The sequence below is a fragment of the Frankia casuarinae genome (genome assembly GCF_000013345.1).
GTDB classification, from domain to species: Bacteria; Actinomycetota; Actinomycetes; order Frankiales; family Frankiaceae; genus Frankia; species Frankia casuarinae.
This window is the reverse complement of the sequence record NC_007777.1, coordinates 4,730,975-4,743,152: the sequence shown is the minus strand read 5'-3', so window position 1 is coordinate 4,743,152 and position 12,178 is coordinate 4,730,975. Positions and strand designations below refer to the sequence as shown.

The window sequence follows — 12,178 nt, the reverse complement described above, 5'->3', positions numbered from 1 at the left end:
GCCCCAGGTCGTTCGCCGCGGCCGTTCGCCTGCCCGCGCCTGTCTCGCGGCGGGGTGGGGATGCGAGCCTCGGTCAGGCGTCTCCGCCGAACAGGCCGGTCACCGACCCGTCCTCGAACACGGCCTTGATGGCCGCGGCCAGCAGCGGGGCGATGGACAGTTCGGTGATCTTGTCGATGCGAGCCTCGCTGGGCAGGGGCAGCGTGTTCGTGAGGACGACCTCGCTGATCTCCGAGTTCTTCAGCCGGTCGGCGGCGGGGCCGGAGAGCACGCCGTGGGTTGCCGCCGCGATGACGCCCGCCGCGCCGTGCTCCTTGAGTGACTCCGCGGCCTTCGTGATCGTGCCGGCAGTGTCGATCATGTCGTCGACGATGACGCAGGTCCGTCCGTGCACCTCGCCGACCACGTCGAACATCTTCACCTGGTTGGGAACGTCCGGGTCACGCCGCTTGTGGATGATGGCCAGCGGGCAGCCGAGCCGGTCGGTCCACCGCTCGGCCACGCGGACCCGGCCCGAGTCGGGGGCGACGACGGTCACCTCGGACGTGTCCAGCTTGGACTCGATGTAGTCGGTGAGCAGCGGCAACGCGAAGAGATGGTCCACCGGCCCGTCGAAGAAGCCCTGAATCTGGGCGGTGTGCAGGTCGACCGACATGAGCCGGTGCGCGCCGGCGGTCTTGAACAAATCGGCGACGAGGCGGGCCGAGATCGGCTCCCGGCCACGGTGCTTCTTGTCCTGGCGCGCATAGGGGTAGAAGGGCGCGACGACGGTGATCCGTTTGGCGCTGGCCCGCTTCAGCGCGTCCACCATGATCAGCTGTTCCATCAGCCAGGTGTTCACCGGAGCCGAATGGCACTGGAGCACGAAGGCGTCGCAGCCCCGAACCGATTCGGAGAAGCGGACGAAGATCTCGCCGCTGGCGAATTCGTAGGCATGGGTGGGGACGGGCTCGACGTCGAGCGCGGCCGCGACCTCCGCCGTGAGGCCCGGGTGCGAACGTCCCGCGAAGAGCATCAGATTGCGCCGGTTCTCGGTCTGGTAGGCCACCGCGTACTCCTCGGGCGTGACGGGATGATCGGGCTGGCGTGATCGGGCTGGCGGGGGCAGCCCCCGGGCGGGTGACCCGTCCGGGGGAACGGCCGTGAGGCTGCACGGTTCAACACCCGGGCATACCCGGCCCCGCCCCTGTTTGCGCAGGCGGGATGGTACCCACGTGCCCGGATCGCCGCCTGCGGACCCCGGGCGGCCGACCCGGGCGGGGCAGGTCGGGCGGTGTGCATCCCCTCGCTGGCCAGAAGGTTTGGACGGACGTCTCTTTACGTTCTGCTCCCCGCGCCGGGAATGCCAGCGATGCCGGCCTCGCCCTCGCCGGTATGCGGCAACTCACTCCGGTGCGCCACGTCACCCTGATGAGCTGGGATCGGCACGGCGGCCTCGGCCGCGGACGGTTGCGGCATTTCATCGGGATGCTCGGGATCCCCGACGCTGCCGGGGGCCTGGACGCCGGCAGCGGCGGCCGCTCGTGCCGCCGGGCTGCCGGGACGGCGGCGGGAGACCCAGCCTTCGATGATCCGTTGCCGCCCCTCCCGGACCGCCAGCGCGCCCGGCGGAACGTCCTCCCGGATCACGGATCCGGCGCCGGTGTAGGCCCCGTCCCCGACCGTGACCGGAGCAACGAGCATGGTATCGCTGCCGATCCGGACGTCCGAGCCGATCACCGTGCGGTGCTTGGCCACCCCGTCGTAGTTCACGAAGACCGTCGTGCATCCGATGTTGCTGCGCTCGCCGACCACCGCGTCGCCGACATACGCCAGATGCGGGACCTTCGTCTGGTTCCCGAGATCGGCCGACTTCGTCTCGACGAAGGAGCCGATCTTGCCTTCGCGGCCCAGTCGGGTGCCCGGTCGGAGATGGCTGTAAGGCCCGACCACGGCCCCGGCGCCGATCTCGGCCCGCTCGGCCGTGGTCCGCAGGACGGTCGCGCCCGCGCCTACCGTCGTGTCCGTCAAGGTGCATTCGGGGCCGATGACGGCGCCGCGAGCGACGTGCGTCCGGCCGTGCAGGAAGGTGTTGGGGGCGATAGTCGTGTCCGGTTCGAGAGTGACGTCGGCGTCGATCCAGGTGGTCCGCGGGTCGACGACGGTGGTGCCGGCGCGCATCGCCGCCTCGACGATCCGGTCCCGCAGCACCCGTCCGGCGGCGGCGAGCTGGACGCGGTCGTTCACCCCACCGGCCTCGCCGGGATCGTCCACGACCCGCGCGGCCACCGGCTGCCCGGCGGCGACCAGCAGCCCGACGACGTCGGTGAGGTACTCCTCGCCTTGAGCATTATCCCTGGTCAGCCGCGCGAGCGCGGTCTGGAGCGGGCCCGCTGCGAACGCGTACACGCCGGTGTTGATCTCTCGGATCGTCGCGGTGGCGGCGTCGGCGTCGCGATGCTCGACGATGGCCCGGACCGCGCCGTCGCCGTCGCGCACCACCCGGCCGTAACCGGTGGCGTCGTCGATGACGGCCGACAGGACCGTCGCCGCGGCCGCCCGGGCATGGTGCTGGGCCACCAGGGCAGTGAGTGTCGCGCTGGTCAACAGCGGGGTGTCGCCGGGCAGCACGACCACCGTGTCGCCGGGCGCCAGCTCGCCGAGCGCCGCCAGGGCCACCCGGACGGCGTGGCCCGTGCCGTGTTGGCGGTCCTGGACGACCGGGACGACCTCGGGAGCCTGCTCCGCCAGCATCGCCGCGACCTGTTCGCGGCCGTGGCCCACGACGACCGCGGTACGCGCCGCCGCGAGGGCTCCGGCCGCGCTCAGCACGTGGTGGAGAAGGGAGCGCCCAGCGATGTGGTGCAGCACCTTCGGTCTCGTCGAGCGCATGCGCTTGCCTTCGCCCGCTGCCAGGATGATGACGGCCACCGGACGTGATGATGTCACGCGATCTCCCGAGTCTTCGGACCTGGACAGCGGTGGGGCGACGGCGCCCACACTACTCGTCGACCGGAAGGCGCCGGCAGATGCCACGGCCATCCCGGGAACACGCCGGCCCCGGACCGGGAAATGATGTGGGCCTGGCCACCGCCGTGGTGATGGTGCGGCGGCGGTGCTTCCGGAATATTCTTTTCGATGGTATTACTGGTGGTGCCTGGTAGTGCTCCGCCGCCACGACTCGAACGTGGACTAAGAGAACCAAAATCTCCTGTGCTGCCGATTACACTACGGCGGACCGCGAGAAAACACGCCAACTCTACCATCGTGGGGTGGCTCGGATGGTAAAAGCCGGGCCGCCACCGGCTACCCGGCCCGCCGGCCGGCGCGGGCGGCCGGCGCGGGCGGGCGTCCCGGACCGGGTTTGGCCGGCTGTCGTTCATCTCTTCGTCGCCTGACTGTCACTGACTGTCACCGACTGTCGGCTGATGGCGTTAAATGTCATTGGATGTCATTATTTGTCATCGGCTTGTCATCGACCTGTCGGTGATCGTGGTGCGCGGCGGTGCCGATCGATCCGGGTCGGGTCGGCGACGGATGGTTTGTTTGCGTGGCGGACGTGGAGGAGGGGGGACGTTGTCATGTCGGCGGGCTACCGTGGCGGATGGAGCGCCGGCACAGTGGGCCAGCCGCGACGGATGGAACGAGGCAATGACCGCTACCGACACGGTGACGCCGAGCGATAATCGGGCACCGCGGGACAACCGCGAACCCACCACGGGTCCGGTTCCCCGCCGGGCTGATCCCGCGAACAGCCGCGGTAACGCCACGCGGCCCCGCTCGATGGCGAAGGCCCACGCCGAGCAGATCGTGATGGTGGTGACGATCGTGGTGCCGCTGGTCGCCCTGGCGGTCGCGATCCCGGCGATGTGGGGGCAGTGGATCTCCTGGCGGGACGTCGTCCTCGCCGTGGTGTTCTACGGCATCACCGGCCACGGCGTGACGATCGGCTTTCACCGTTACTTCACCCACCGCGGCTTCCGGACGTCCAGGCCGGTGCGGATCGCGTTGGCGGTCGCCGGCAACATGGCGATCGAGGGTCCGGTCATCCGCTGGGTGGCCGACCACCGGCGTCATCACGCCTTCAGCGACACCGAGGGCGACCCGCACTCGCCGTGGCGTTACGGTCCGGGGACGTGGTCGCTGATCAAGGGTCTCTGGCACGCCCACGTGGGTTGGCTGTTCGACGTCGAGCAGACCGACCAGCGTCGGTTCGCCCCGGACCTGCTCGACGATCCCGACATCATGAAGGTCAGCCGCTCGTTCGCGCTGTGCGCGTTCGCCAGCCTCGCGCTGCCCGCCGTGATCGGCGGCCTGTGGGGGGGTTCGTTCGCCGCGGCGCTGGAGGCGTTCTTCTGGGCCGGGCTGGTCCGTATCGCGCTGCTGCACCACGTCACGTGGTCGGTGAACAGCATCTGCCACGTCCTCGGCTCGCGTCCCTACCGGTCGCGGGACCGGTCGACCAACGTGTGGCCGCTGGCCCTGCTGTCGATGGGCGAATCCTGGCACAACCTGCATCACGCCGAGCCGACCTCGGCCCGGCACGGGGTGCGGCCCTGGCAGATCGACACCAGCTTCTACCTGATCAAGATGATGGAGACCGTTCACCTGGTGTGGGACGTCCGCTGGCCGGACCCGGCGCGTCTCGCGGCGAAACGCGCCACCGCCTGACCGGACGGCGGGTGGCGGTGGCTTGTCAGCCACCCTCGATCTCGGCGGCGAGGGTGAGCCAGGCCTCCTCGGTGCTGTCCTTGTCCGCGACGACGGCGCGCAGCTCGGCGTCCAGCGTCAGCAGACGCTCGTGATCCGTCGCGGCCTCGGCCAGCTCGTGATGCAGCTCCTGCTCGCGTCGGCTCAGGCGATCCAGGGCGCGCTCGAGCCGGGTCAGCTCCTTGCGGGCGGCGCGCAGCTCGCCCCCGGACAGGACGGGCGGCCCACCTGTCCGCCCGGCTTCGGCGACGGTGGTGGTCTGTCCGCCCGCTCCGCAGCCGGCGGCCGACGAACCCCGGGATGACGGTGCCCGAGCCGCGGCGTCCTGCCGGGCGGCCGCGCGCCGGGCGAGGTACTCCTCGATGCCGCCGGGCAGCATGCGCAGGTGCCCGTCGCCAAGTAGCGCCAGTGTCACGTCGCAGGTGCGTTCGAGGAAATAGCGGTCGTGGCTGACCACGATCAGGCTGCCCGGCCACGAGTCGAGGAGGTCCTCGAGCGCGGTGAGGGTGTCGGTGTCGAGGTCGTTGGTCGGCTCGTCGAGGAGCAGCACGTTCGGTCTGGCCATCAGCAGGCGCAGCAGCTGCAGCCGGCGGCGTTCGCCGCCGGAGAGGTCCCCGACCCGCGTCCACTGCCGTGACGACGGGAGGCCGAACTGCTCGAGTAACTGGCCGGCGGTCCGTTCCCGGCCCTTCTCGACCTCCAGGACCTGCCCGACCTGTTCGACGGCCTCCAGCGCCCGCAGCGACGCCGGTAGTTCGGCAATCTCCTGGGACAGCAGGGCCGGTCGCACGCTGGCCCCCACCCGGACCCGGCCGGCCTCCGGCGTCACCGCACCCAGCAGCACGCGTAGCAGGGTGGTCTTGCCGGCTCCGTTGACACCGACCAGCCCGATCCGGTCCCCCGGTCCGACCAGCCAGGTGACGTCGTCGAACAACGTCCGGTCCCCGATCCGGACCGTGATGTGCTCGGCGTCGTAGACGTCCTTGCCCAGCCGGGATGCCGCGAAGCTGCGCAGCGCCATGGTGTCCCGGGGCGGCGGCTCGTCGGCGATCAGCGCATTGGCGGCGTCGATGCGGAAGCGCGGCTTACTGGTCCGGGCGGGCGGGCCGCGGCGTAGCCAGGCGAGTTCCTTACGCAGCAGGTTCTGGCGCCTGGCTTCGGTGGCGTCGGCCCGCCGGGTGCGTTCGGCCCGCGCGAGCACGTACGCTGAGTAGCCGCCCTCGTACGCGTCGACACGCCCGTCCACGACTTCCCAGACCCGTCCGCACACCTCGTCGAGGAACCAGCGGTCGTGGGTCGCGACGAGCAGTCCACCGCGGAAGCCGGCTAGATGCCGGGCGAGCCAGGCGACCCCCTCGACGTCCAGGTGGTTCGTCGGCTCGTCCAGGATCAGCAGGTCGGTGTCCTGGACGAGGAGCCGGGCCAGCGCCACCCGGCGGCGTTCCCCGCCCGACATCGGTCCGACCGGGTCGTCGAGCCGTTCGAGCAGCCCGAGCCCGGCGAGGATGCCCCGCTGCCGGGGATCCGCCGCCCACTCGTGCTCAGCGACGGTGCCCACGACAATCTCGCGCACGGTGCGCTCGGCGGGGAGCACGTCTGCCTGCGCCAGGGTGGCGACCCGGGTGGAACCGGCGGGCACGACCCGGCCGGCGTCCGGGGCCACCTCGCCGGCGATGATCCGCAGCAGGGTGGACTTCCCGGCCCCGTTGCGCCCCACGACCCCGATCCGTTCCCCGGCGCCGATCCCCAGGCTCACCCGGTCGAGCAACGTCCGGGTGCCGAACGCGGCGTTGACGTTCTCGAGGCTGACCAGGACGGCGCTCACGGCGCTTCGCCTGCTCCCTCCACCATCCTGGCGCCGCTCGCCGGCCCGGAGGCCCGGCGTACCGCGCGGGCGACCCCCATCCCGGCGAGGCTCGCCGCGAGCGCGATGCTCTCCTGCGCTCCGGCCGTGAGGAAGGCGCAGGTCGGGCCGGAGCCGCTCACGATCGCCCCGACGGCTCCCAGCTCCCGGCCCGCCTCCAGGACGCGGCGCAGGGACGGCCGAAGCCGCAGTGCTGCCGGCTGCAGGTCGTTGACCAGGGCGGCTCCGAGCTGGCCGGGGTCGCCGGTGCGCAGCGCGGCGAGCACGTCGTCGGCGGGGGTCGGGCCGGTCCGCAGTTTGCCCTCGGTCAGCCGGTCGAACTCCTTGTAGACCGCGGGGGTGGACAGGCCGCCGTCGGCGAGCGCGAACACCCAGTAGTACTCGCCCGTCGCCAGGACGTCGGTGAGCTGCTCGCCGCGCCCGGTGCCGAGTGCGGTGCCGCCGGCCAGGGGGAACGGGACGTCGCTGCCGAGCTGGGCGGCGAGTCGGGTCAGGGTCGCCCGGTCCAGGCCGGTCTGCCAGAGCGCGTCGCAGGCGACGAGCGCCGCCGCCGCGTCGGCGCTGCCCCCGGCCATCCCCGCGGCGACGGGGATGCCCTTCGTCAGGGTGAGATGAACCCGTTCCGAGGTGATGCCCGCGGCCTCGGCAACCAGGTGAGCGGCCCGGACGGCGATGTTGTCCCGGCCGGTGGGGACGATGGAGACCTCCGGCGTGGACGTCGCCGGACCCAGCGACGCCGGGTCGGCGCCCTCCCCGGACACCTCGACGGTCACGACGATGTCCCCGCTGGACCGGCCGTTCCCGTCGGACCCGCCGTTCCCGTCGGTGGTCGATGGCCCCGGGTCGTGGAACCGCGGGGGATCGACGGACGTCGCCGAGACGTCGTCGAACAGCGAGACGGCCTGCAGCACTGTGATGACGTCGTGGTAGCCGTCCGGTCGGAGCGGTCCGACGCCGAGATGCAGGTTGACCTTGGCGGGGGCTCGCACGGTGACGGTGGCGGGGCCGGCTCCGACGCTTCGGCGCGGACCCGGGTGGGATCGAGGCAGCGGATGCTCCTTCGCTCGGACGCACGCGCGCCCGCTGGGCGGCGTGGCGTTCGGTGGCGGCCGGCACCCAAACCTATCCGCCCACGCCGGGAGCGGATGAGCGTCCGCCCGCGAAGGATCGCGAGGGACGCAGCGAATCGGCCCCCGGCGACGCGGCGGGGACGATGCGCGCTTCCGTTCAGTGATCGTAGCTGTGCCGACGGGAACGGGTTGTTGTCCGACCGGAGAATTCGGGTATCCCTGATCGTGAACGGCCGCACCGGAGAGCGCCCGGACGGATCGTCCCTCGACGTCCCGCTCCTGGTCGGACCTGACCCCTTCCACCGCTTCGGGCGCTCCGACGATGCCGGCCAGGAAGGAGCACCATGACCACCACAACCAGCGCGGCCGGGCCCGAGGCGAAGGCCTCGGACGCAGGTGGTGCGCGTCGCACCACCGTGCCGGAGCGCAAGACATCCACCGAGCTGGTGACCGGCCGGGGCCGGACGTCGATCGCGGACGCCGTCGTCAGCAAGATCGCCGGTGTCGCGGCACGCGAGGTCTCCGGGGTACACAACCTGGGCTCGAGCGGGGCCCGCGCGATGGGTTCGTTCCGGGCCCGCATCCCCGGCGCGTCGGCCAGCGTCTCCCAGGGGGTCGCGGTGGAGGTCGGGGAACGGCAGGCCGCGATCGACCTCGACGTCGTCTGCGACTACGGGGTCTCCATCGTGGATCTGTCCCACTCGATCCGGCACAACGTCGTCACCTCTGTGGAGGGAATGACGGGCCTGGAGGTCACCGAGGTGAACATCGCGATCGACGACGTCTACATCGGCGAGGAGGAGTCGGAAGAGCCGCGGCGGGTCGAATGAGCACGAACCCGACAGCGGCCGGGCCGGTGAGCGGGTTCGCCTGGAACCCGGATGCCGTGGCCCGGACCGTGCTGTCCTGTCCCGGTGTCGTCCGGCTCATCGGCGCGCCGGTCCGGCACAAGGATCGTCACCGTGTTCCGGACGGCGGGGCGGGTGCCGCGGCCGAGGTCGCGACCTACCTTCCGGGCCGCCGGGTGGAGGGGGTACGGGTACGGCCGGACGGGATCCTGGTGCAGATCGTGTGCCGGTACGGGGAACGGCTCGGTGAGCTCGCCGCCCGGGTGCGCGCCGCGGTGCTGGTGGTCGAACCCGGCTGTCCCCGGGTCGACGTCGTCATCCGTGATCTGGCAATTCCGGATCCGGACCTGTCGTGTCCGCAGGGGCCGGACGCGGCGGTAGTCGGTCCGGGGACGCCCCGTTCGGGGACGCCCCGTTCGGGGGTGCCGGGTGCGGGGGTGCCGGAGATGGGGGTGCCGGAGATGGGGGTGCCGTGACCTCCGATCGGCGGCAGGAGTCATCCCGACGCCAGCTCGACGCCGCCCGACGCAGGGCCGAGATCCGCGCGTTCATCCGCACGCACCATCCGGATCGGGGAGGTGATCCACAGGCGTTCGCCGCCGGCCTGCGGGCCCTGCGATCCACGCCGGATGGGCCGGACGGGCCGGGTGTTCCGGGTGTCCGCCTCACCACCCATCACCGGCCCAACGCCGCGGACATCCTGTTCGCCTGGGTTCGCGGTCGCGGGCGCCGCTGTTCCGACTCCACGCGTCGGTGGTGGTCGCACCGCCGGGCGCGGTTCGGCCCCGGCCGTGGTCCTCGGGTGCGCTGAGGCGACACCGGGTCCGCGGGACCGCACCCCGGGCTCGGTTCCATGTGACGATCACGCGGGATGCCCCTCGATCTGCCGGTCCAGAGGGGCGGACCGGGTACTGCGGCCGGGCTGGACGGGGCCGGGCTGGACGGGGCCGGGCTGGATGGGCCAGGAAAGGGGAAGAGCCACATGCGATCGAGCGCGCTTGGCCTGATCATCGGTCTGATCGCCGGACTCGCCCTCGCCTTCGGGGGCTTCAGCGAGTTTCTGATCGTGCTGGTCTTCGGTGCGATAGGGCTGGTCATCGGCAAGGTGGTGGATGGTGATCTCGATATCACCCGTTATGTGGGCGGTGACCGGCGTCGGGGGCGGCGGTGAACGAGAGGGAGCGTGCGCGACCGGGCCGTCCCGCGGGTAGGCGGGCGGGGGCCGGTTCCCTGCGGGTGGCGGACCGGGTTGTCGAGAAGATCGCGGCCATGGCGGCGGCGGATGTCGTCGGCGTTACCGGACCGCCACGCGGATTCCCGCGCCATGGCGGCGCGCGGCGTCGTGGGCGTGCCGGGCGGCCACGGGTCTCGGCGAAGATGGAGGGAGCCACCGCCCGACTGACGATGTCGTTCTCCGTGCGTTACCCGATCCCGGTCACGGAGACGGCCGAGCTGGTCCGTTGCGAGGTGCGGGACCGGGTCGCGGCGCTCACGGGTGTGCGCGTGGCACACCTGGACATCGATATCCCGTCGCTGCCCTCCGATGGGTAGCGGCCCTCTTCTGTCCCTCCGGTTCGCGTTCAGACCACGGGTAACAGACCACGGGTAACAGACCACGGGTAACAGACAAGGTTGGGCTCGGTGAGGGGAGGGTGCCGTGCGGGTGGGGCGCAGGATCGTCGCCGGACTGCTCGCCGCGCTGATCGTGGCCGCCGGGGTCATCACCGTCATCGAGATCGTGGCCGCGGCCGGCGGTGGCAGGGGCTACGTCGTGGTCGACTGGCCGGCGTGGGCGGACGACCTGGCGGACACGGCCTGGTCCTCCGGGCCGGTCCGACTGGCCGCGGGGGTCTGCGTTCTAGTTGGCCTGCTGCTGATCTGGCTCGGAGCGCGGCGCGGAACGCCGTCCCGACTCGCCGTGCGGCGCGGCTGCGCGCAGACCATTGTCTTCGTCGAGCGGCGAGGGGTTGCGCGGGCGCTGCGCTCCGCAGCCCTGACCGTCGACGGGGTGCGGGCCGCCCGGGTTCGGGTCCGTGACCGGACCGCCGACGTCCGCCTGCGCCTTCGGCAGCGTGTCGCCGGTGGCGCGCGGGAGCGCGCGGGTGCCGTCCTGGCCTCTACGCTTGTCTCCTTCGAGCTGGCTGAGCCGCTCGAGCTGCGCATCCAGGCGACCCCGCCGGCCGCGGACCGGACCGTCAACGGGGCGGACCGGGCCGCTGGCGGTGCGGCATGACCGAGACGCGGGCAGCGGGCGGGCAGGCCGCCGAGGGCCGCTCGGCGGGTGGCGGGGTACCCGCGGAGCCCGGCGGGAGGCCGGCCGGGCTGTCCGAGCCGCCGCCCGACCGCCTCAACCGGGTCGCCCTGGTCGGAATCGGGTTGCTCTGCCTCGCGGCCGGTGTTCTCGCGTTGCTGGTGGGGGCCGGTGCGTTCGGAAACGACGTCGCCGACGAGGCGGTGCTCGACGCCGACACCCGTTCCTACCCGACCTCCCACGCCTGGTTCTGGCTCGTCGTGGGGATCGGTTCCGGGCTGGTCGTCCTGCTCGCCCTCGGGTGGCTTCGGGCGCAGACGGCGCTGGCGGCGCGGCGTCGTGGACTCTACGTGACGGATGATGCGCTCGGCGGTGTCCATTTGTCCGCCGCGGCACTGACCGACGCCGTCGAGGACGACGTGCTCGGGATCGTGGGCGTCGAGGCGGTGCGGGCGGTGCTGCGCGGCCGGCGGGAACCCGTGCTGGAGATCGCGGTCACCGTTGTCCCGGGGCCGGGGGTCGCCGGCGTGCTCGACGACATCCGTGGCCCGGTGCTCCATCGAGCCCGGACCGCGGTCGGTCGTCCGCGGCTACCCGCCAAGGTGGAGGTCCGCCCCGCTGCCACCATCCGGCCGCAGGTGCGCTGAGGTGCGGCCCGGCGTGACCGGGCAGGGTGACCAAGGCCGCGACGCACCCAGGGGCTTGACAGAACGGGGTCGTTTCCCCCATGCCATGGCGCGTCCGGTACTGTGAAGGACCGCGCCGCGGTGGTTCCACCGCCCTCCGGCGCCGGATCCCCAGTTTAGGAAAGGATGAGCGCCGCCATGTCCGAGGTCCGCATCGCCGCGGAGCCGCGCACCGAGTTCGGTAAGGGCGGGGCTCGTCGCACCCGTCGGGCCGGCAAGGTCCCGGCTGTTCTCTATGGTCACGGTAAGCCGCCGCGTCACATCGCGCTGCCCGCACACGACCTCCTCCACGCCTTCAAGACCGACGCCGGCACGAACGTCCTGTTGACGCTCGAACTGGCCGAGGGGACCGAACTCGCGCTCGCGAAGGACGTCCAGCGCCACCCGATCAAGGGCAGCTTCGAGCACATCGACCTCGTGCTCGTGGCCCGGGGCGAGAAGGTCGTGGCCGACATCCCCGTGCAGGTGATCGGGGAACCACACCCGGACACCCTGGTCGACCAGCAGGTCACCACGATCGCGGTGAAGGCCGACGCCACCCGGCTGCCCGGCCCGATCGAGGTCGATATCACCGGGCTCGAGCCAGGTACGAGCATTCTCGCCCGCCAGCTGGTCCTGCCGGCCGGCTCCGAGCTCGACGCCGATCCCGACCTGGTCGTCGTGCAGTGCCTGGCCAAGCGGACGAACGCCCAGCAGGAGGCCTCGCTCGGCGAGACTCCGGTGGCGGAGGAGGCCGGCGTCGCGAGCGCGTCCGTCTAGGCGGATCCGCT

At 72.0% G+C, this 12,178-nt stretch carries 13 protein-coding genes and 1 pseudogene; 9 read left to right on the top strand and 5 right to left on the bottom strand.

Annotation, left to right across the window (positions count from 1 at the left end; translation table 11 throughout):
* Positions 1-73: 73 nt before the first annotated feature.
* Together FRANCCI3_RS20005 and glmU are read right to left on the bottom strand one after the other, a co-directional pair.
* The gene (locus tag FRANCCI3_RS20005) at positions 74-1,048 is read right to left on the bottom strand and encodes a ribose-phosphate diphosphokinase (RefSeq protein WP_011438336.1); all 975 of its coding nucleotides are present in this window, start codon (positions 1,046-1,048) and stop codon (positions 74-76) included.
* A gap of 269 nt (positions 1,049-1,317) precedes the next feature.
* The gene (gene glmU, locus FRANCCI3_RS20000) at positions 1,318-2,928 is read right to left on the bottom strand and encodes a bifunctional UDP-N-acetylglucosamine diphosphorylase/glucosamine-1-phosphate N-acetyltransferase GlmU (protein ID WP_023840056.1); all 1,611 of its coding nucleotides are present in this window, start codon (positions 2,926-2,928) and stop codon (positions 1,318-1,320) included.
* A gap of 702 nt (positions 2,929-3,630) precedes the next feature.
* On the opposite strand from glmU, the gene FRANCCI3_RS19990 reads away from it, so the two are divergent.
* Entirely contained in the window at positions 3,631-4,650 is a 1,020-nt protein-coding gene (locus FRANCCI3_RS19990) for an acyl-CoA desaturase (protein ID WP_023840057.1), read from the top strand.
* A gap of 25 nt (positions 4,651-4,675) precedes the next feature.
* Here the strand turns inward: FRANCCI3_RS19990 and FRANCCI3_RS19985 are convergent, their stop codons facing one another.
* The 3 genes and pseudogenes from FRANCCI3_RS19985 to FRANCCI3_RS19980 all read right to left on the bottom strand — a co-directional run bounded on the left by FRANCCI3_RS19985 (position 4,676) and on the right by FRANCCI3_RS19980 (position 7,542).
* A complete protein-coding gene (locus FRANCCI3_RS19985; RefSeq protein ID WP_370468645.1) occupies positions 4,676-6,055 on the bottom strand; it encodes an ABC-F family ATP-binding cassette domain-containing protein in 1,380 nt (459 codons plus the stop codon).
* Positions 6,043-6,406 (bottom strand): annotated as a pseudogene (locus tag FRANCCI3_RS29195) (ATP-binding cassette domain-containing protein); the annotation flags it as partial. The gene FRANCCI3_RS19985 and the pseudogene FRANCCI3_RS29195, both read right to left, overlap by 13 nt.
* Positions 6,407-6,510: 104 nt before the next feature.
* The gene (locus FRANCCI3_RS19980; protein ID WP_011438332.1) at positions 6,511-7,542 is read right to left on the bottom strand and encodes a 4-(cytidine 5'-diphospho)-2-C-methyl-D-erythritol kinase; all 1,032 of its coding nucleotides are present in this window, start codon (positions 7,540-7,542) and stop codon (positions 6,511-6,513) included.
* A gap of 425 nt (positions 7,543-7,967) precedes the next feature.
* Here FRANCCI3_RS19980 and FRANCCI3_RS19975 point away from each other — a divergent pair, with 425 nt between their 5' ends.
* The 8 genes from FRANCCI3_RS19975 to FRANCCI3_RS19940 all read left to right on the top strand — a co-directional run bounded on the left by FRANCCI3_RS19975 (position 7,968) and on the right by FRANCCI3_RS19940 (position 12,167).
* Positions 7,968-8,453 carry an Asp23/Gls24 family envelope stress response protein gene (locus FRANCCI3_RS19975; RefSeq protein ID WP_011438331.1) on the top strand — a complete coding sequence of 162 codons (486 nt, stop codon included), beginning with the start codon at positions 7,968-7,970 and terminating at the stop codon, positions 8,451-8,453.
* Positions 8,450-8,947: a hypothetical protein gene (locus tag FRANCCI3_RS19970; RefSeq protein WP_049760995.1), complete on the top strand. Its 498-nt coding sequence runs from the start codon at positions 8,450-8,452 to the stop codon at positions 8,945-8,947. Before FRANCCI3_RS19975 ends, FRANCCI3_RS19970 begins: the two co-directional genes overlap by 4 nt.
* Positions 8,944-9,282 carry a hypothetical protein gene (locus FRANCCI3_RS28370; RefSeq protein ID WP_049760994.1) on the top strand — a complete coding sequence of 113 codons (339 nt, stop codon included), beginning with the start codon at positions 8,944-8,946 and terminating at the stop codon, positions 9,280-9,282. The genes FRANCCI3_RS19970 and FRANCCI3_RS28370 overlap by 4 nt, the downstream gene beginning before the upstream one ends.
* A gap of 60 nt (positions 9,283-9,342) precedes the next feature.
* Positions 9,343-9,642 carry a DUF2273 domain-containing protein gene (locus FRANCCI3_RS28365; protein ID WP_011438329.1) on the top strand — a complete coding sequence of 100 codons (300 nt, stop codon included), beginning with the start codon at positions 9,343-9,345 and terminating at the stop codon, positions 9,640-9,642.
* The gene (locus tag FRANCCI3_RS19955; protein WP_023840061.1) at positions 9,639-10,022 is read left to right on the top strand and encodes an Asp23/Gls24 family envelope stress response protein; all 384 of its coding nucleotides are present in this window, start codon (positions 9,639-9,641) and stop codon (positions 10,020-10,022) included. Before FRANCCI3_RS28365 ends, FRANCCI3_RS19955 begins: the two co-directional genes overlap by 4 nt.
* 112 nt (positions 10,023-10,134) lie before the next feature.
* Complete coding sequence (locus FRANCCI3_RS19950) at positions 10,135-10,704, top strand: DUF6286 domain-containing protein (protein WP_051623744.1); 570 nt, start codon at positions 10,135-10,137, stop codon at positions 10,702-10,704.
* Positions 10,701-11,369 (top strand): hypothetical protein, encoded by a 669-nt coding sequence (locus FRANCCI3_RS19945; RefSeq protein ID WP_011438327.1) that lies wholly within the window; start codon positions 10,701-10,703, stop codon positions 11,367-11,369. The genes FRANCCI3_RS19950 and FRANCCI3_RS19945 overlap by 4 nt, the downstream gene beginning before the upstream one ends.
* Before the next feature lie 177 nt (positions 11,370-11,546).
* The gene (locus FRANCCI3_RS19940) at positions 11,547-12,167 is read left to right on the top strand and encodes a 50S ribosomal protein L25/general stress protein Ctc (protein ID WP_035732506.1); all 621 of its coding nucleotides are present in this window, start codon (positions 11,547-11,549) and stop codon (positions 12,165-12,167) included.
* The last annotated feature ends 11 nt before the right edge of the window (positions 12,168-12,178 follow it).